This is a genomic window from Gordonibacter faecis (genome assembly GCF_030077735.1).
Lineage (GTDB): Bacteria > Actinomycetota > Coriobacteriia > Coriobacteriales > Eggerthellaceae > Gordonibacter > Gordonibacter faecis.
Map to the genome: position 1 here is coordinate 1 of NZ_JASJEU010000026.1, position 19,926 is coordinate 19,926.

Here is a 19,926-nt window from a genome sequence, read left to right on the forward strand (position 1 = left end):
CGCCGTAGAAGACTCGGGCTGGTAGCCTGAGTAAGTCCAAGAATCCTGCCGCACGCCCTAAGGGGCGATCTCTGCCATTTTCTCGGGAAGTCGCTGTCAAAAAACGGAGCGACCTTACGAAAGTTACCTTCCTAGCAATTCCCTCCAAAGCCGTTCAAAGGCTCATCACTTCACCCACAATAAAAGAACGCCCTGCGAACGTGGCTTTTGGCCAGTTCGCAGGGCGGCGTTTGCGTGAAGCTTATATCAGAACGAGTTACTTCGCGGAAACCGCTTGATGATATACCGACGTTATCTTGGCTGCTTCTGCACGGGTGATGGTTCGCTGGGGATAGAGGTTGCCCCCATCACCGGTAAACAATCCTTTTGAACAAGCCCAGTTCACAGCGTCCTGCGCCCAGGGGCTCACTTCGTCGTAATCCTGGAAAGTCGAAGCGGAAGAGGCAAGAGACGCAATTGCGACGGAATCGGTGAAGAACTTTTCGTCGATGCGCTTGAGTATGACCGCGAACTGCTCACGCGTCATGCCATCCCCCACGCCAAACCGATTGCTGCCATCGCTGTAGCCAGCAATCAACTCGTTCTTTTGCACCCAATTGAGCGGTGCCGTGTAGTAGCGGAAATCGGAAGCATCTGAATACGTGGTGTCGTTGTTGATTGCGGGAATGGTATCCCAGTCCCAATCTGCAGATTCTTCTGGCGCCAGCCACTTAAACAGCATGCACGCAACGTCCTGTCGTGCGAACGTATCATCCGGCCCAAAGAGATAGGTGCCCGCATACCCCTTCATGATGCCGTTCTCATAGGCGTAATACACCACGTCTTTGTACCATGCGCCATCTTCCACGTCGCTGAACTGGAAGACCGGAACACCTACAACGTCATCTCCCAAATCATCCGCCGCAAGGGCAACAGAAGGCGCCAATCCCGCAGCAAGAGCTACCGTGACCAAGCAAGCTGTCATGCGCTTTGGTTTACCGAGTAGTTTCATGAAATATCCTCTCTCGTGCGCGGCTGGTTGCCGGCTAGTTTTCGTACAGCTCATCACTTCGACGAACTGGTGGTTTCCAAAGCCTTCATCCTCGCCACTTCCTCCTGCTCATAGGCTTGCTGTTCTTCTGGGGTCATGATGCGAGAGAAGGTTGAGGATTCTTTTTCGGCTAGTTGCACATAGTGATCGTACAGCTCTTGGGGCAGCGATCCCTCTCGATAGCTTTCTTCGATCTCGGACATCCTGGCATTTACTCCCAGATCTGCCCTTTCAACGCCGACTGGGAAGGGAGCTTCTGCAATCTTTTGGCGAAGAGTGTCCCCATTGATGTACTCTTTTTCATCAGTTCGCATAACGGGGTTTTCGAATGCGGCCTTTTCTTCAGACCACAGCCAAGCGCCGGTGCACACGCCTATCACGTAGTAGTGATTTCCTTCGGTGTTGTAGTTTGATCCATCGTCAGCCTGATACAAAAAGAGCAGGTAGCGCTCGCCCTTCTCAAAGGCCGGAACGGGCTCAACGTTTGTCGCAATCATAGCGCCAGCCCCACCTTCTATTCTCAGCGTGAGAAGAGATTGCTGCGCATTGCTCTCGCTGACATACTTTGGCGTGCCGGCGTATGTTGTTTCTGCTTTGAAGTAAACATCCCTGAAGAACTGAGGCATTGCGCCATCCACGGGTTCAACCAAAAAGGCATCTGAGGTGCCTTCCACAACACCATCAACGATCAATTCCGATTTTTCGAGAAGTTCAGAGAGGGAGAAACCGGGCACGAGGCCGGAGGTGTGTTGCACCAATTCTGGTGACTGAGTGTCCTTTTCGTTGGCCCCTTGCGTGGTGGTTTCGGCTTGCGGCGGTTCGCCTGTTGCGGACGCGGGGTCTTCTTCTGCTTGGGCGCTTGCGCAACCTGCAAGGCCTAGCAGCGCGAATGCGAGCGCACCGCTTATGAGAAGCGCGCAAGCAGAGGCGGGCATGTGGGAATGTGATTGGCGGCGTACAGGGATGGCGGTTTTCATGAGTCGCTCCTGTCCTTACCCGTGCAGGGCGTACGTGCTGTTTATATTCAACAGTCGTGCTACTTACTACTATAGCCTCTTTTGCGGTTTGATGTCAGAGGTTGGCGCGCTTTTGCGCGAGGGTGGGTATATTCTCCGCCTGGGTTCTCCGCCTGCGGCGGAGAAGGCGCTTCGTGAAGCGCCCCTACGAAGGTTACCTTTTTAGTTAGATTTATGATACTTGAAAGAGCCCTCGTCATAGTGATGGGGAGACGCACCATATCATGGCGTAATTAGTAGCGCGAAGCGCGTCACATTTTGCCAGCGCGTAAGCACGTCACTCTTTTGCGGCGCGGCGTAGCGCTATTTCTCAAGGGCGGCTATGTCGGCTTTGGTTATGGTGCCTTCGCGGATGATGTGGGGGGTGGGGGTGCAGGTGAGGACGGTGGAGGCGAGACCGCTTTTGGTTTGGTCGCCGGCGGGATCGGGAAGGGCGAGGCTTACGCGGGCGGCCAGCTCGGGGTCGATGGCGGCGAAGGAGCAGGGCGAAGCGTGGCCGGATAGGTTCGCGGACGTCGTCGCCAGCGGGCAGCCCACTTCGTCGATGAGCGCGCGGGCGCACGCGTTGTCGGGCATGCGCAGGCCGATGGTGCCAGCGGCGGAGCGGAAGGACTCGGGCACGGCATCGCTTGCGCGCACGATAAGCGTCAGCGGGCCCGGCCAGTAGCGCGCGGCCAGGCAGCGCGCTAGATCGGGCACGTCCACGCCGTAGCGGTCGAGGTCAGCTAGGGAGGCAACAAGCCAGGCGATGGGCTTGCCGCGGTCGCGCTCCTTCACGTGGTAGAGCACATCGGGGCCGGCGGCATCGCGCACGGAAACCCCCAGGCCATACACCGTGTCCGTAGGGAAAATGACCGCTTCGCCACGCTTGAGTGCGCGGGCGGCATCGGACAGGGTTGCGCTGGTGGACATGGTTGCTCCTTCCGTGACGGATGAGAGTATTGTACACGATCTTCGTAGGGGTGCTTGAAGCGTCCCTACGCGTAAAGCACGAAAGGGCAGGTCATGCTTGGGTTCTCCGCCTTCGGCGGAGAGGGTGCTTCGCGCCCCTACGGTTGGCCTGTCTATCGACGCGGCTTTCTGAACAATTAGCCCGCGTCGTAAGGTAAGGGATGGGAGAAAACTCGTGGCGAAATAGATAGCGCGAAGCGCGCCACACTTTTGTTGGACGCTTGTCTACGGGCGGTGGGTTACAGGAGGGCGTATTTCTTTTTGATACGTTCGAGTTTTTTGCGCCAGGGGACGTAGAGGGCGGCAAGGAAGATGACCGTGGCTATGCCATGGACGGCGTCGAACGGAAGCGCGGCGGCGAACGCGAGGGCGGCGGCTGGCCAGGTAAAGGGTTGGACGAAGCCGATAACGTGCCACGTGTTCATGAGCAGGCCGAACAGGAGCGCCGAGGTGAAGCCGTAGGTGAAGAGCACCGGCGCGCGGTCGAGCCAGCCGCGGTCGGCCAGCACGCCGGCGAGATAGCCAACGAGGCCCCACGCGTACATTTGCCACGGCGTCCACGGGCCTTGGCCCAGGAAGAAGTTCGACACGAGGGCGGCGAGGGCGCCCACGAGAAAGCCGCTGCGGCGGCCGAACACCGCGCCGGCAAGAATACAGATGGCCGACACGGGCTTGAAATCCGGGATGGGCGCGAACAGCAAGCGCCCCGCAGCGGCGAGGGCGGCCAGTACCACCGTGGGCATGATCTGGCGAAGCGCCGGACGCGAAGCCTCGAAACTGGCGAAGAACACGCCCACCGCTGCAAGCGCCACCACGACGGTAAGGAGCGCTCCCTGCCCCACCTGGAAGTAAGCGCAGGTGATGAGCGCGAGGGGGACGGCGATGAGCGCGGGCACTTCGAGGGCAGCAAGGAGGCGGGCGGCGCGGGGAGCGGGAGTGCGAGCGTTCATGGGCGCGCACCTTCGGAGTGTTTCCGCCAGAGGCGTGTGAAGGCGTCCTCCGTGGGGCGGTAGAACAGGTTGTGAGCGAAGAACGCGGGGGCGGGCTCGGTGGAGACAGCCTCACCGTCGAAGAGCATGGTGGCGGTGTGGGCGACGAGCGCTGCGAAGGCGAGGTCGTGCGTGGCCATAAGCACGGTGGTACCGGCGGCCGCGCGGGTGGTAAGCTCGCGTGCTACCAGGAGTTTTGACGGAGCGTCGAGGCCTTTGATGGGCTCGTCGAGCAGGAGCAAGCGGGGATTGGTGAGCAGCAGCTTCGCAAGGGCGAGCAGTTGTTGCTGGCCGCCGGAGAGGTCGTAGGGATGGTTGGTGGTGCGGTCGGCGAGGTTGAAGCGGGTGAGCGTTTCTTGTAGGTCGGTGTCGGCGTAGCCGCACGCGCGTTGCCATTCGCGCAGTTCATCGGCCACGGTATCGCAGACAAAGAGGGCTTTAGGGTCTTGCGGGAGGAACGCCTGGCTGGCGGCCAGGGTGTTTATCACGCGGCCGCGCTCTTGCTTGAGCACGCCAGCCACCACACGCAGAAGCGTTGACTTGCCGCAGCCGTTGCCGCCCACAAGCGCGTGAAGGGAGCCGGGGAGCACGTCCAGATCGAGGCCGCGCAGCACCCAGTCTTCCTCCCGTCGATAACGGAACCGCACGTCATGAAGGGAGATGGCGGGGGTGGAAGCGGATGATTCCTCATTTTCGGCACTCATTTTCCGCATGGGCGGAATGGCTAAAGATTGAGATGCGAAACGCTCTAGGGGCACCGGCGCAATCTTCCCGGCGCGCAGTTCGACGGCGTTGGTGGCGTAGGGGGCCATGGATTCGGGGGCGTGAGTGGCCACCACTACCGTGATGCCGAGTTCGCGGTTCACGCGGAAGAGGGCGTGGAGAAAGTTTTTCTCGGCCACAGGGTCAAGCTGGGCGGTGGGCTCGTCGAGCAGGAGTACGCGCGGTTGCAGAGCCAGCACGCTTGCCAGCGTCACCATCTGCTTTTGTCCGCCCGAGAGGTCAGACACGGCGCGGCGAAACCACGGCTCAATGCCGAAGAAGTGCGCCACTTCCGCCACCCGTCGACGCATCTCGTGGGGCGGAAGCCCCAGGTTTTCCAGGCCGAAGGCCAATTCATGCCACACGGTGTCGCAGACGATTTGGTTCTCGGGGCTCTGCGACACGTAACCCACGGCTTCCGCAGATTCGCGTTCGCTGAGGTCACCCACGGGGCAGCCAAAGAAGGTGAGCGTGCCCCCCTGCTCCCCCGCCGGTGCGATGGCGGGCTTGCAGTAGCGCAGAAGCGTGGTTTTGCCGCTGCCCGTTGCGCCTACCAGCAGCTGAAACGCACCTTGTTCCACCCGCCACTCAAGCGGCCCGATGCCGGCGGCGGCGTCCGGATACTGAAAAGAGAAGTTGCATGCCTCGAGGGCGAACGGGGCATCCTGCGCGCTCATAAACGCCACCTTACCTTCTCCACTGCTTCCATAATCAGCGGCAGGGCGGCGAACAGGACAAACGGGAGGTAGTTCCACCAGGGAGCAAGACCTTCAATAGTCGGGTAGAAGCGAAACTGCGCGCACGCAACCCACGCGGCAACCGCAGCCGCGAGCGCCAGCGCGCCGCCCACCGCAAGCGCCGCCGCGTCGCGCGTGCGGAAGCGGTAGCGCGTGTACGTGGTGCGCCGCGCACCCGCCCCCCAACCGCGCGCCTTCATGGCGCTGGCAGTTTCAAGCGAGTCTTCCATGCTCCACCCCATAAGCACCGAGGTCAGACGCAGGTTGTCGCGCACGAGCGCGCGCTTCTCGAGCTTCCCGCGTCCCCCGCGCTCACCCTGTGCGCTCACGTTCCCTTCCCCACCGGAGCCCTGGGCCGCCGTGCAAGCCCGCTGCGTCGCGGCGATATCGGTCCCGCGGCGCACGAACTGCGGCACGAGGCGCGCCGTCATCGACAGCATAAGGCCCACCGTGGGCGCGACGTTGCCGAAGAGCGCGAGCACCTTGTCGGATGTGAGCACGTGCGAGGCGTTCGACAACACCAGCAGCATGGAGGCCAGCATCAGGCCCATGCACGCGCCGAACACGAAACTCTCCAGGTAGAACGCGCGCAGGCCGATGCGGAAGAGTTCCGTTGACCCCGACGCGGAGAAGAGCGGGTTTGCGAGCGCCACCACCACAACGAGCGGCAGCTGCCACGCCAGCGTGCGTGCCGTCGCCCGCGCGCCGCGCAGCACCACCGCATACGCGAGCGCGGCCACGAACGTGACCAGCACATACACCGGCTGCAGCGCCGCCATCCCTAGAATGAGCAGCACGCCGAAGTAGGCCAGCGCCACGGCGGGATGGAAAAGGTCGAACGCGGTGGGCTTCACGGCATCACCCGTTCGGCGCTTACACGACGTAGAACCATCGCACGTCATCCCCGTCATTCAGTACACAGCTGCTACAGGACACGCCAGGGTCGGCCCCGTTGACGGTATACACCCAGCCACTTGCGCTGCCGTGCTCCTTTTCCGCGAGGCCGCCGATGGCGTTCACGTACACGCCGAACGCAGAGTTGCTTGCGTTCACCGAAAGACCGCAGGCCATAAGCGCGTCGTAGACGGTTGCGCCCTGGTTAAACGTGACCGTGGTGCCACCGGACACCGGGCCGCCCGCCGCGGAAGATTCCACCGACACCGTGACGGTGACCGTGGCAGCCTGCGGCGGAGCTGGGGCTGGGTCAGGCGCGGGAGGCGGTGTAGTGGAAGGGGTACTTGGGTTGGAGGCGTGATTCTGCGCGGCATCAGATGCGGAAGAAGGCGCACCATCGGTTGCTGAATCAGCTGCTCCCGTGGATGACCCAGCGTTTTTGTCCGCGCCGCCGTCTGAGGACGCTTCGTCTTGTGACGCGGCGGGAACTTCCGTGCGCGCCTTGTGGTCGGCAGTATCGGGGGCAGACTGACTGGGTGTCGGCGGGGCCGACCCTGCGTTCGACTGATCTGCCGGAGCAAACAGGAACAGCGAGGACGCGCCAATGAGCACCACCGAGAGAGCCGCCACTGCCGCGATGAGCACGCGCGATGCGGGCCGCTTTGGCTGGGGAGCTTTGTCGCTGGTTACAGCGGGAGCGGGGTCGCTGGCCGCCGCCGTGGTTGCCTGGCGCAGTGCCTCGTCGGCCTGCGATGCTTCCTGTTTGCGTTCGTCGCGTTCCATTAGGCGCGGCCCCCTTCCTTGCGACGCATGCGCACGAACGCGACAACCGCGCCCGCAAGGCCTACCACGCCAAGGGCAATACCGGCGACAGCCCAGGGGTTCACGACCGTTGCCGTCCACGGCGCGTCGTTGGCTGCGCCCGTGTCTTCGGAACCGGCGGCAGACGTACTGGTTGCCGTGCCACTTTCGGACTTCGCGGGTGCAGAATCAACCGACGTTGACGCAATGCGTTCCTTCTTGGAAGCGTCCGCCTTGTCCGTTTTCTGTGACAGCGGCGCGTGGGTTGCCGAAATAGTGCCACCGAGGGGCTTGCGCGCACCAGGCGTGACCGACCCAGGTTGCGTGGGCGTACCGTTGCCACCGGTGTTGCCGTCGCCGTCACCCGTACCGGGAGCGCCGCCTTCCCAGCCTTCGCCACCTTCACCCTCTTGACCCGCGCCGCCTTGGGAGGCCACCAGCTTGAACAGCGTACCGGAGTCGTTCGTGTAATACAGGTTGCCGAACTCGTCGGACGCGACCGACGCCATGCAGTAGTTCTGCTTGTCCTGCTGCGGCACGAACAGCTCGTGGGCCGCAGCATCGCCCACACGGTAGCTGAACACGCCGCCCGGCGTTCCGTTGCAGGTGAAGTAGGCGTACGTGCCGTTCGCGCCCACCGACACCAAGGGAGAGCTCAGCGCCTCACCCAGCGTGCCGCGCACGGTGCGCTCCACGGTGAGTGTGGCCAGGTCAATGACCGAAAGCGTGCCATACCATTCGCTATCCACACCACACACGAACGCCTTGTCGGCCGCCACCGCGGGCGTCGACTTCGACGACGTGGCAAAGGCGACCGAACCCGTGAGCATAAGCGCATCGCCCGCGCGCACGATGCGATGCAGACGTCCGTCCGTCGTGACGGCAAGATACGCCCCATCGCCAGCCGAAACAATGCCCGCGCGACACGGTGCTCCCAGGTCAACCGACGCGCGCACCTCGCCCGTGGTGCCATCCAGCAGCTGTACTGCGCCCGCTTCGCCACCAATAAGCACGTCGTCGCCCGATGCCGCTGCGCCCGCCCAGTAGTAGCCACCCGGACCCTCGTCCGCGCCACCCGTCGTACGCGTCCACAGCACCGCGCCGTCCGCCAGGCGCGTGCACACGAGCGTGCCCACCGTGCCCACGCCGCCCGCGCCCACCATGGTGAACGCGGCATACACGCAGCCTTCACTCACCGTGAGCGACGAAAGCGCCTGATAGGAGTTGTTGAACCCGTCGGTGGGAAGCGCCGGCGTCTTCCATACGCACACAAGCGCGTCCGCGGTGAACGCTGCCAGACTGCCGTCGTCGACGGGCACCACCACCATGCCGCCGGCATACACCGGGCGGCAGCAGTACGAGATAGAACCGCCGAGCGGCGTGCGCGCCAGCACCTCGCCCGTGGCGCCGCTAATCTTGCGCAACTCGTTGGCCACCACCAGATACACGTCGCCATTCACCACAAGCGGCTCGGACGCGCCCACCGTACCTGCGCCTTCTGTGTAGCCGTATGACCAGGCAAGATCGGCCGACTCAGAGGGAGTCGGGCGGTTCTCCACCACACCGCCCGCAAAACCTGGCCACGCGGAGTCGAAGTTGGGGCGCGGCGCGTCGGGGTTGGGAACCACCTCGCCGGGGGTGGGAAGCCCCTCGCCATCGGCCGCGTAGCACCACGCAATTTCGTCGCCCGCTTGCAGCACGTAGTCGCCCGCGCTGGTCAGGGAGTATTCGCCATTCACGAACAGCTGCCAGTAACGCCCGGTGGCCTGATCCCACCCCAGCGTGAGACTCGCATCAAAGGGCGAGGTGATGGACGTGAGATACCAGCCCCACTCGCCCACGCCCGTGTCAGCCGTGAGGCCCGCAGCGGCGAAGGCGCGCTCCGTGAGATCCGCGGCCGTTTCGCCCTCAATCATGGTCAGCGTGGAGGCGGGTGCCCACACCTGCGAGGTACCGTTGGCATCCAGTCCGATGACTTGGCACGATGCCGCCACTTGGCCAGGCAGGGTGCCGTCCGAGCCGTAGCACCAGGTTACCTGGTCGCCCGCTTGCAGCACGATGCCACCCGCACCCGTGAGAGCGTACTCGCCGTTCACGAACAGCTGCCAGTACTCCCAGATGCCGGAGCCGGGCGTTGTCTCGCGGGAGCCCAGCGGGTCGCCGCCCTGCGGCGGAGTGATGGAATTGAGATACCAGCCGTACGCGCCCTCGCCCGTGTCGGCCGTGAGACCTGCCTGGGTAAACAGCGCTTCGGAAAGGTCAGCCGCCGTGGCGCCTTCATTTAGCGTGAGGGACGTTGGCGCGGCCCAGGTTTGCGGCGCGCCGTTTGCGTCCACTCCTACCACGGAGCCAGTGACCGCAATGGGAGAAGCTTCTAACAGGTCGGTGGGTTCACCCTCGGCCGACTTCTGCGCGGGCGTTTCGGCCCCGCCTTCCGCCGGGGCGCCTTCCTCCGTGGGCTCAGTGGGTTCGGCTGGCGAAAGCGTCGGCTGCTCACCCTCCGTGGGTGCGTCGCCCAAAGCAGGCACCTCTTCCGGCGAAGCAGCGTCATCGCCCACGCTCTCACCAGCGGCATCTTCCCCAACCGGAGGCAGCACTTCCTCCGCGGGCGGCTCGTCGGCGGGCTTTTCGCCATCCGACTGTTCTAATCCGGGCTGGGATCCGGACTGGGCCTCAGCACTCAGCGCATCCGCGGGCGCTTCCGCATCCGGCGCGCCCCACGCCGCACTCGGCGCGAGCGACACCGCCAGCACGCAGGCAAGCAGCAGGTGAAACAGTTTTCGGGGAGTGCTCGCGGCGGCCGCAGCCGAGCGCGCGAGCGAAGAACCGATGGTCATCGGAACCTCTCTTTCCAGGGCCTCGAGGTATGACGGGAAGGTGTTCCGACTTTGCGTCATCTGAGACGGGGCAGCGCTGCCGCGCGCTGTCTTTGTCCGCTCATCAGCGTTTACGGTTACTGGTATAGCGCGGGATTCGCACCCGCATTCCCCTCGGGCTGCCTTGTGGGCATCCCGGCGCCGCGCCCGGCGCTCCTGTCGTAGCCAATCAACATGTCTGAGGCATTTTACCATCGTTTCGCCGCACGCAGGTTGGGAATACCCACCAGGGAGCAAGCGGAAAACGCCGTGCGGCAGGCACCTTCGCGCCTTCACACACCTTCGCGTCTCTTCCCCACTTCACCCATGCGTCTCGCGCGCGATGCGGCCTACTGGTACCTGAGCGACTCCACCGGATCCAGCTTCGCGGCGCGGCGCGCGGGATAATACCCGAACACAATGCCGATGGCCACGCACACGCCTACCGCCCCGGCCACCACCTCGGGCGCAAGCACGGGCGTGAGGGACATGCCGGGCTGCACCGCGCCCACCACGCCACTGAGGCCCCAGGCGGCCGCGAACCCGAACACGATGCCAAACACGCCGCCCGTCACGCACAGCATGATGGCTTCCAGCAAAAATTGCTTCGTGATGTCGCGCCGCCGCGCGCCGAGCGACTTGCGCAGGCCAATTTCGCGAATGCGCTCGGTCACGTTCGTCAGCATCATATTCATAATGCCAATGCCACCCACGAACAGCGAGATGGAGGCCACCGCGCCCATGAGCAGGGAAAACGACGCAATGGTGGTTTCCAGTTGCTTGATGGCGGAGTCGAGCGAGTACACGCCCACGTTCTCCGGCTCCACATTGAGGTAGCGGGCGACGTAATCGCGCGTGGACTCCACGAGCTGTTCCATATCGGTGTCTTCGCGCGCGAAGCCAACAATTTGCGAGATGCTGCGCTCGCCGTCGAGGCGCGTTTGCGCCGTGGTGAAGGGCACGAACAGCGGCGCGCCGCCCATGAACGACGACGTTTCCAGCACGCCCACAATGGTGTAGTCGTCGTTGCCTAGCCGCACGGATTTGCCCAGCATGTCCACGTCGGCACTGCCGAACAGCTGCAGGCCGAAGTCGCCGTTCACCACGATGAGGCGCGCGCCATTGCGCTCTTCGCTGTCGGTGAAGAAGCGGCCCTCTTTCAGCCGCGAGCCATTCGCCGCGAAGTAGTCCGGACGCACGCCGATGAGGCTGAAGTAACTTTTCTGGCCGTCGGCCAGGGTGATTTCGGCCGACGCGTACGCGGAGCCGGTGAGTATCTCGTAGTCAGGCATGCCGGCTTTCAGCTTGTCGAGGTCTTCGAACGTCATGCCTGTGGAAGTGTAGGCGCTGATGGACACCTGGCGCGCCTGCGACAGGCCGAGTTCGCCCATGAGCATGTTCTGCACGCCGGCGATGAGCGAGGTCATGGCGATGACGGCCGTAATGCCTATGACGATGCCGAGGATGGTAAGGAACGAGCGGCCCTTGTTGGCGGCCAGCGCGTGCCAGGTTTCGTAGAAGAGGTCGCCGAGTTTCATTGGGAACCTCCTGGTTGAGCGATGGGTGCGGGGGCCGGCGCGGCGGGGGCGGCAGGGACGACCACGGGGGCCGTGCCGTTCGCGTTCCACTGGCGGCCGTCGCGAATGTGGATGACGCGGTCGGCGTGGGCCGCCACATCGGGTTCGTGCGTGATGAGGATGATGGTTTTCCCCTGGTCGCGCAAGCGGCTGAACGTTTCGAGCACCATCTCGCCCGTGGCGGTGTCCAAATTTCCCGTGGGTTCGTCGGCCAGGATGAGCGCCGGGTTGTTCACGAGCGCGCGAGCGATGGCCACGCGTTGCATTTGGCCGCCGGATAGCTCGTTGCTGCGGTGGTCGTACAGCCGCTCGTCCAGCGACACACTGCGCAGCGCCGCGCGGGCGCGCAGTTCGCGTTCCTTGCGCGGGCAGGCCGTGTACACCAGTGGCAACATGACGTTGCGCAGCACGGTGGCGCGCGGCAGCAGGTTGAACGACTGGAACACAAACCCGAGGCGCGTGGCGCGCACTTCGGCGAGTTCGTCTTCGCGGTACGCGGCCACGTCCACCCCTTCCAGCAGGTAGCGGCCGCGCGTAGGCGTGTCCAAGCAACCCAGCAGGTTCATGAGCGTGGACTTACCCGAACCAGAAGGCCCCATGATAGCGAGGAATTCCCCCTGCTCAACGGCGAGTGAGACACCGCGCAAGGCATGCGTGAAGCCCGAGGCGCTCTCGTAGATGCGGTGCAGATCGTATGCTTCGACCACCTTCGGCATAACGCTAGCCTACCACAACGGCGCCGCCACCAGCAGCAACGTCGGCCACGGCACCCGCGGGAGTGGAGCCGCCCGGCGCGAAGTCGGCCGGCATGCCAGATACCACCACCTGCTCGCCTTCTTTCAGCATACCCTTCACGGCCGAGGTCAGGCCGTCCGACGCCACCACTTCAATGGAGCGCTGTTCCACCTGTTGCGTTTCGGGATCGGTGAGCACGAGGACGAAGCCTTTGTCCGATCCGTCGAACTGCACGGCGGAAATGGGCACAAGCAGTGTGTCTTCCACCTTCTTGGTGACGATGGTGGCTTTCGCCGTCATGCCGGGCTTGAGGCGCGGGTCCGGCTGGGCGATGAGCAGCTTCACGGTGTAGGTGACCGGGCCGCCGGGGCCGCCGTACATGCCGGCTGAGCCGTCGGTGAAGCCCGTCGAAGTGGTGGCGATATTGACCACCTTCGCCGGCAGCGTGAGGTCGGGCGCGGCGGTAAACGTGACCGAGGCCTCTTGGTCGGCGGAAATTTTAAGGATGTCGATTTCGTTCACGCCGATTGAGACCGTCATCTGGGATAAGTCGGCAATTTGCACGGGGGCGGTGACGGGCGAGCCCTGCGCGCCGCCAAGCGCCTTGCCCGGCTCGATGTTCACGGCCACCACGCTGCCGGCGATGGCCGCCTTCACGATGCGCTTGTCCGCGCGAGCCACTGCCTCGGCATGGGCCTCTTGGGCGCTTTGCAGGGCCAGGTTCGCGTTGCTAACGCCGAGCTCTGCCTGACGAATGGCTGAGTCGTAGCTGCCTTCGTCGAAGGGGGCAGCCTCGAAGGAGGCGGGTTGGGAGTCGGGCGAGGACGCGAGGTTGGGGTCGGCGGCGGCTGCTGCGGCTGCTGCGGCCTGGGCCTGGGCCTGCGCTTGCGCTTGCGCCGCTGCGACGCGACCGGCTTCCTTCGCGCGATAGGCGTCGTCAAGCGAAGCTTGCGCCTGGGCCACGCCGTTGCGCGCCTGTTCGATGCCTTGGGCTGCCTGGGCGACGGCCTTGTCCAAGTCAGCGTTCACCACCGTGAACAGCGTTTGACCAGCCTCGACGCGGTCACCCACCGCCACCAGCACTTCGCCCACGATGCCATCCACCTCGGGCGTGGCCGTGACCGAGGCCACCGGCTGCAGGTTGCCCGACGCGGACACCGTTTCCTCGAACGTGCCGCGCTCGACCATGCCGGTTTGCAGCCCGCTTTCTTCTAGGGCGCGCGCCGCCTGGTCGGCGGAGTACCACATGAACGCGCCCACCCCGATGACAGCCACCACCACAACGGAGACGGCCGCCACGATGATTTTCTTCTTCCGCTGCTTTTTGCGCTTCGCTTTGAGGTCGTTGAACGCCTGCATGTCGGCCAATGCCTCGGCATCTATCAGGTCGGGCGCGCCGGATTCGACCGCTGCTCCAATGACAGGAAGGGCAAGCGGTGCCGTACCCCCGGAACTAGCTGGTTGACGGTTACCATGTGTCCTCATGTAAACCCCCTGCTCGTTACCCATACCCCACGAAGCGTGCTCTCTCGAACCAGCATAAAGGCCGCGGAGGGAAAAGGGAAGCCCCCGGCACTACTTTACTGGCCGACGGGGGAAGCGCCTTACTTTATACTAAGGAACGATAAGATAGCGAGATATGAGCGGGAAAAGGAAGGCTTGTGGGAGAGTTTTCGGACAAGGTGTTTGCGGTGGTGCGGCGCATTCCGCGCGGCACGGTGGCGTCGTATGGCCAGGTGGCGAGGCTGGTGGGTGCGCCGCGATCCGCTCGCTACGTGGGGTACGCGCTACACGCGAACCCCGACCCGGGTGCCGAGGTGAACCACATCCCCTGCCACCGCGTGGTGTTCAAAGACGGCGGCCTCTGCCGCGGCTACGCCTTCGGCGGCCCCGACATCCAGCGCGAAATGCTGGAAGCCGAGGGCGTGACCTTCGCCGATAACGAGCATGTCGACATGGAGTCCTGCCAATGGGACGGCCACGACGCGACTGGTCCGGACACCGATAACCTCCCCACCACACCCCCACCCGACTTCGACTGGCAACGCGAGTTGGGAGAAGTGTAGGGAGGTTTCACCCAGAGCGACCCCCCCCCCCGGCCATTTTCATTATTGAAGACCAAATCAATCAGCTTTCCTCCCCGCTGTGCAAGAGCCATGCCCAAAATCGGCACAAAATCGCGTTTGTGTACGGGTTGGAAGCCCCAAAACCAGGCATACAAAATAGCGAACAGGCGTTTCTTTAATGATAGCAAAAAGATAGCGATTCTAAGAGGCGCAAAATCCGTACTTAAACGGCGATCTGTGCCATCTTGAAGCACTTTACGTGTCACACGGCGTAATCGCCAGCGCGAAGCGCGTCACACTTCCCGCGCGGAGCGGATATCCTGTTATCACCATATAAGACGCGCCCGAGAACTTGCGGCGGAGCGGGTGGTCTCCGCCGCAAGCTGGGATGGTGAGGTTAAGACGCTTTCGCCGCCTTCACCTCGTAGGAAAAGTTAGCAATATGAGCCTGGCCATCGTTTGCGAGATAGTTGAACTGAGCACCTTCGGGAAGAAACAGACTGAAAGCAACAGAGAGCTGGGAGTTGGCTGCGATTGTCCAGCCATCAGTAATGGGTTCACCTTGTGCTGACGTGGAAAGAGGAACCTTCACTTGCGCTCCCAAACCCGTGAGAGGAGTAAGCAAAACACGAACACCTTTTAAGGTTGCATCATTAGCAAAAAGCGAAGGAGCACCCTGTGCTTGTGTGCTGATAACCGAGGTCACCTTAATAGCCTCAGCTGAGGTGGACTCAAACTCAAGGTCTTGGCCTGTGACGTTACCCGAGGCATCCACCTGAATAAGAGCAGCGGTAGGAAAAGTGAAGTTAAGTTGCAACGTCCAGTGAGCTTTGAGGATCACGTTGTCGGTGTCTTTGTCCCAGTCAGCTTTACTTATGCCCTTCTCGTCGTAGTACTGCTTGTTGTTATCATCGAAGTAGCCAGCGAAGGTGTAACCATCTTTAGTGGGGACTTTGGTTTGTGGCATCGCAGCGCCGAACGTGACCGTGACAAAGGCGTCGCCTCCTTCGCCGCCATCCTGATTAAACTTCACGGTGTAGGTATTTGCCTTCCAGTGAGCTTTCAGGGTGACAACACCATCCTTGTCCCAGTTCTTAGCGCTGGAGCCGTCGGCGTTGTAGTATTGGGTCGTGCCATCATAGTAGCCTTGGAAGGTGTAACCGTCCTTGGAGGGAAGTTGAATCTGTGGCATGGCAGCGCCGAAGGTAGCTTCCACGTTACCGCTACCACCAGTACCGCCGTCTTTGTCAAAGGTGATTTGATACTTGTTGACAGTCCAGGTTGCAGTGTATGACCTGTCGCCCGTTGAACCCTGAGCAATCGTAACGCTTTTTTGAGCACCCGTGAGGCCTGTGCCTGTCCAGCCTGCGAAGGTGTAGCCAGACTTGGTGGGGTTTGTCAGCGTGAAGTCGGCGGTTTCTATAGTGTAGGTAGTCGGGTTGGGCTTACTCACTGAGCCACCGGCAAGGGTATAGTTAATAGTGTAGGGCTTCGCCGTCCAGTGGGCGTAGATGGTTTTGTCGCTTGTGATCTTTGTTGAGAAGTTCCACACGTTACCACCGGTTGCGTCAGTGTACCAGCCTGCAAAGGTGTAGCCGTCTTTCGTGGGGCTTGGGTTGGGTTCGATAGCCACTGCATCGTGGTTTACCTTCTGAGCAGTTCCACCCGAACCGCCATTAGCATCGAAGGTAACCGTGTGAGTGTTTGTTTTCCATTGGGCATACAGGGTAGTATTCAACGCTTTGTCCCACGTGCGCGTCCCCGCACCGCTCGCATTGTAATACTGGTTACCACCACTTTGCTGATCGTAGTAACCCAGAAATGTATAGCCAGACTTGAAGGGGATAGTAATGCCGGGCAGAGCAGCGTCGAAAGTGGCCGTTGCGAACGTGCTACCACCTGAACCATTGACCTGGTTAAACGTAAGGGTATAGGTATTAGGTGACCACTTAGCGCAAAGATTGAGATCCTTCGATGGCATAACATCAGTCGAGAAATTCCACGCCGCCCCCGTTCCTGCAGCGTTTTGATACCAATTCAGAGAGTACCCCGTCTTACTAGGCTTGCCCGCAGGCTCTACAATCTTTACACCTCCGTCCACAAGCTGCCAGGAAGAAGGCACTGTGTATATACCTTGAGCGTCGAAAGATAGCTTGTATGCAGTGATGAGATTTGAGACAGAGAATCCTTTTTTTGTCCAAACAGTCTTATCTGCGTCTGCCAACAAATGGATCTTCACTTGAGTTTTGTTCACATCGTAAAAAGCATCACTACCATCTATATAGGTAATGTTCCCTCTTGCGTAGATAGCCCCGAGATTTGCATCCCCCTCAAAAGCGTATGCAGATATTTCACTAATGCCAGTTCCGAGAGTAACTGAGGAAAGAGAAGTACAACCGCGAAAAGCAGAAACCCCAAAATCCGTTACAGAGTCCGGAATAACAACGGAAACGAGTGAAGAGCACCCACCGAAAGCTTCGGTTCTGATACTTATTACAGAGGAGGGTATTTCTATTGACGTAAGTTTATTGCAATAGGAAAAAGCTCTAATCCCGATGGTTGTTACAGAATACCCGTTCACACTCGCGGGAATAACTTCAGATCCAGTTACAGTACTGTCGCATTTAGCAATCTCAACGGTCTTAAGATCTTCGGAAAGAACACTATAGGTAAGATTTCCGATTTTAAACGAGCCATCTGACCAGCCTGTAGCCAAGAGAGAGATATCTTTGTCAATACCTTCATGCAGGGTGCGGAATGATGCACCGGGAATAACGTTTTGGGTAGAAATTACCTCAAGCGAGCGAGTTGCACTAGCTAACTCTTGTCCATTAAGCGTAAGGGTTGCCGTTACTTCGGAGGTGCCTTTTGATTTAGCGGTTACTATGCCGTTTTCTACTGAGAGGGGTTTGGCGGCGTAGGAGTAGTTGAGGGTGCAGCCTTCGGGGACTTCGTAGAGGGCATTCTCGAAGAGGTTGGCTTGTTGGCCTACTTCGAGGATGAGGGGCTCTTCGGGGAGTGACAGGCCGTAGGGCATCAGGTGGTTGTTGTTGGCGAGAAGGCCTAGGTTCCAGGGGTAGGTGCCCTCCACGTTGTAGGGGCAGTAGATGGAGAGGTTGGCGCAGGCGGCGAGGGCATCGTCGGCTACCTCGGGGGTGTTGAGGGCGACGATACGCGTCAAGGACTCACAGGCGGCGAAGGCACGAGGACCTATGGTTGCGATATTGGCGGGAAGCCAAACGTCGGTGAGGGCGGTAGCTTCGAAGGCTCGACCGCCGATGGCTTGCAGGGTGTCGGGGAGTTCAATGGTGGTCAGGTTGGCACATCCTGCGAAGGCAGCTTCGCCGATGGAGGTCACGCTTGATGGGAGCTTTACGGTTGTAAGTGAGGCTCGGTTGGTGAAGGCGTTGGGAGCGATGGTGCTCACCTGGTAGGTCACGCCGTTGATCTCGGCGGATGCGGGGATTTCGAGAGTGGCGTCCGGATCGGCTATTCCTTCCCAGGCGACTGAGAGAGTGTAATCGTCCTGCAGCGTGAATGTCAGGCCACTTGCGGCTTCAGCGTCATTGGATTCCGGATGCGTAGTTGCTCCAGGTTGGGCCGGCTCGGCAAAGTGTTGGAAGCCGACTTTCTCCCAGACGGACTTGCGAGCGTCGTAGTTCTCCCCTGCTGGGAGTGCGACTACAGCGGAAGTCTTGGCTTCATCAGCAAATGCAGTGGATTCGATGGTTTGCACGTTCCCCAGTGCAGTGATCGACGCGAGGTTCTTGCAACCAGCGAGTGCGTACTCGCCGATAGCTTCCGTCTCAGCAGGAAGCACCGCAGCACTGCCCGCTCCTGCGGGGCACACAAGCAGCGTCTTTAAGTCCTTGCTAAACAGCATCCCGTTGTAAGCTTTGAGTTCGGCGCCGCCATCCCCGGTTCTGAGTGATGCTATACCCAAGCATCGGGAAAATGCCTGGGCGGGGACAGAAGATGTTTCCCCGGGGATTGTGGCGGCGCCCTCCTTGCCCTCGGGAATGAGCAGGAGTGTCGAATAGTCATTGGTGAAAAGCATGCCGTCAGATGAGGCGAAGGTGTCATTCTTGAAGCTGACGGAGATGAATTTGAGCGAGGGGCAGCCAGCGAGAGCGTCGGGGTCTACCTCGCGCAGGGTTGCGGGAAGTGAGAGTGAGGTAAGCTCCCGGCAGTTCGCGAAGGCGTTCTTGGCGATGGCGGTTACCTCGTAGGTAGTGGCACCGCTGGTTACGGAGGCCGGAATGGAGAGGTCACTCTTGGGTGCCGTGGTGGCTGAACCAACGAGTGTTGCCGTATTGGCTTCAGCGTTGATTTCGAAGACGAGGCTGTCGCTTACGATGGAGGTGATGCCCTCGGCAGAGCCTGAGGGCAGCGGGACGGTGCCTGCTACCTGGTCGGTTGAGGGTACACCTGTGGTGCCCGTCTGGTTAGGCGTTATTGCAGAGCCCGATACGTCGGGCTGTTCGCCATGGTTATTGGATGAGGATTGCTGGTCGAGTGCAACCTGCTGGATGATCTGGGCAGTCTCGCCCGGAGTTGACGGCGCGGCGCTTTCCGCACCTTCGCCATTTTTGTCTGCGTCGGCATTTTCGCCATCGCTCATGGTGGAGTGGGGTTCATACCAAACGCCTAGAGGCTCAGAATGCCCCCCCCCCCCCGGAGGTTTTCAGTGGTTGGTGGTTCGCCTGCAAATGCAAGCAGCGGATTGGTCGCCAGAGCGAACGTGAGCATAGCTGCGCACGCCGTCCTGCCGAACCGCGAAGTTCGGTCTAAACGATTCATGTCCCTTGTCCCTTTACATCCTCACAAACGTGCATTTCCCGATGCACGTACCCCGCATAGTGCGGGATATGCTCGGCATAGTAGCACGCGATACGGGAATGTGAAGGGTGGCCGTGCTTGCCGAGTGCGGGAGGAACGCTGGGTGCGAAGGGAGATAACCGCAGGTAGAACATACCCATCATAAGTCGTAGGTAGGCGCACCTACAAGTTGCATATATTCACCATTTCTCCATAACTTCTGAATGAATTGCAGAGATGCACGAGGGGTGTGGACGTGCTAAAATGAGGCAATCGGTGCCCCGCCAAGCCGGGCAGCGTTTTGTGGTAAGGCCGGGAGACTTTAGGCGGAAACCCGGCCTATTTTCTTGTTACTTACCTAACGCTGTTCGTCACTTTTTTCTAGAGTCCAAACGTACGATTCCTAGCACAACGGAAAAGATCGCACATACCGCGATAACAGTTTGAATATCCAAAGGACAACTCCTTACTACTCAAGCTGCCCGGGTGACGAAGCACCGTGATTATTGTACTTCGCGGTACGTCTGAGTGCTTAAAATACTTACCTTTTCAATAATCATATACGCCACCCCCATGCAGTCACTTGGTGCCCGTTTCGGCGTCAGCGAAAACCCTCTTTGACCTGCGTTTTCGCGCTTCGCGCGAACGGATGCTCTAGAGAGCATCCCTACAGAAGTTGACGTACCTAGTTGTCG

Annotated in this window: 14 protein-coding genes; 1 reads left to right on the forward strand and 13 read right to left on the reverse strand. The window is 61.0% G+C overall.

Annotation, left to right across the window (positions count from 1 at the left end):
• Positions 1-256: 256 nt before the first annotated feature.
• The 11 genes from QNJ86_RS13685 to QNJ86_RS13735 form a co-directional block, all read right to left on the reverse strand.
• A complete protein-coding gene (locus QNJ86_RS13685) occupies positions 257-991 on the reverse strand; it encodes an S-layer homology domain-containing protein (protein ID WP_283833210.1) in 735 nt (244 codons plus the stop codon).
• 53 nt (positions 992-1,044) lie between these two features.
• A complete protein-coding gene (locus QNJ86_RS13690) occupies positions 1,045-2,007 on the reverse strand; it encodes a hypothetical protein (protein ID WP_283833211.1) in 963 nt (320 codons plus the stop codon).
• Positions 2,008-2,349: 342 nt separating this feature from the next.
• Complete coding sequence (locus tag QNJ86_RS13695) at positions 2,350-2,958, reverse strand: L-threonylcarbamoyladenylate synthase (RefSeq protein WP_283833213.1); 609 nt, start codon at positions 2,956-2,958, stop codon at positions 2,350-2,352.
• Positions 2,959-3,236: 278 nt separating this feature from the next.
• On the reverse strand, positions 3,237-3,947 hold the full coding sequence (locus QNJ86_RS13700; RefSeq protein ID WP_283833214.1) for an ECF transporter S component: 711 nt from the start codon (positions 3,945-3,947) through the stop codon (positions 3,237-3,239).
• Positions 3,944-5,425 (reverse strand): ABC transporter ATP-binding protein, encoded by a 1,482-nt coding sequence (locus QNJ86_RS13705; protein WP_283833215.1) that lies wholly within the window; start codon positions 5,423-5,425, stop codon positions 3,944-3,946. The genes QNJ86_RS13700 and QNJ86_RS13705 overlap by 4 nt, the downstream gene beginning before the upstream one ends.
• Complete coding sequence (locus QNJ86_RS13710) at positions 5,422-6,387, reverse strand: energy-coupling factor transporter transmembrane component T (protein ID WP_283833216.1); 966 nt, start codon at positions 6,385-6,387, stop codon at positions 5,422-5,424. The genes QNJ86_RS13705 and QNJ86_RS13710 overlap by 4 nt, the downstream gene beginning before the upstream one ends.
• Positions 6,359-7,162, reverse strand: coding sequence for a DUF4430 domain-containing protein (locus QNJ86_RS13715; protein ID WP_283833217.1), 804 nt, complete (start codon positions 7,160-7,162; stop codon positions 6,359-6,361). The genes QNJ86_RS13710 and QNJ86_RS13715 overlap by 29 nt, the downstream gene beginning before the upstream one ends.
• Entirely contained in the window at positions 7,162-10,017 is a 2,856-nt protein-coding gene (locus tag QNJ86_RS13720; RefSeq protein ID WP_283833218.1) for a DUF4430 domain-containing protein, read from the reverse strand. Before QNJ86_RS13720 ends, QNJ86_RS13715 begins: the two co-directional genes overlap by 1 nt.
• Before the next feature lie 368 nt (positions 10,018-10,385).
• Complete coding sequence (locus QNJ86_RS13725; RefSeq protein WP_283833219.1) at positions 10,386-11,573, reverse strand: ABC transporter permease; 1,188 nt, start codon at positions 11,571-11,573, stop codon at positions 10,386-10,388.
• Positions 11,570-12,328, reverse strand: a complete 759-nt coding sequence (locus QNJ86_RS13730; RefSeq protein WP_283833220.1) for an ABC transporter ATP-binding protein — start codon at positions 12,326-12,328, stop codon at positions 11,570-11,572. Before QNJ86_RS13730 ends, QNJ86_RS13725 begins: the two co-directional genes overlap by 4 nt.
• 4 nt (positions 12,329-12,332) lie before the next feature.
• A complete protein-coding gene (locus tag QNJ86_RS13735) occupies positions 12,333-13,832 on the reverse strand; it encodes an efflux RND transporter periplasmic adaptor subunit (protein ID WP_283833221.1) in 1,500 nt (499 codons plus the stop codon).
• A gap of 176 nt (positions 13,833-14,008) precedes the next feature.
• Between QNJ86_RS13735 and QNJ86_RS13740 the strand changes: the two genes are divergently transcribed.
• A complete protein-coding gene (locus QNJ86_RS13740) occupies positions 14,009-14,413 on the forward strand; it encodes an MGMT family protein (RefSeq protein ID WP_283833222.1) in 405 nt (134 codons plus the stop codon).
• A 397-nt stretch (positions 14,414-14,810) separates the two neighbouring features.
• Here the strand turns inward: QNJ86_RS13740 and QNJ86_RS13745 are convergent, their stop codons facing one another.
• Together QNJ86_RS13745 and QNJ86_RS13750 are read right to left on the reverse strand one after the other, a co-directional pair.
• The gene (locus tag QNJ86_RS13745; RefSeq protein ID WP_283833223.1) at positions 14,811-19,034 is read right to left on the reverse strand and encodes a leucine-rich repeat protein; all 4,224 of its coding nucleotides are present in this window, start codon (positions 19,032-19,034) and stop codon (positions 14,811-14,813) included.
• A 700-nt stretch (positions 19,035-19,734) separates the two neighbouring features.
• Positions 19,735-19,926: hypothetical protein (locus QNJ86_RS13750; protein ID WP_283833224.1), on the reverse strand; the 192-nt coding region annotated here is incomplete at its 5' end.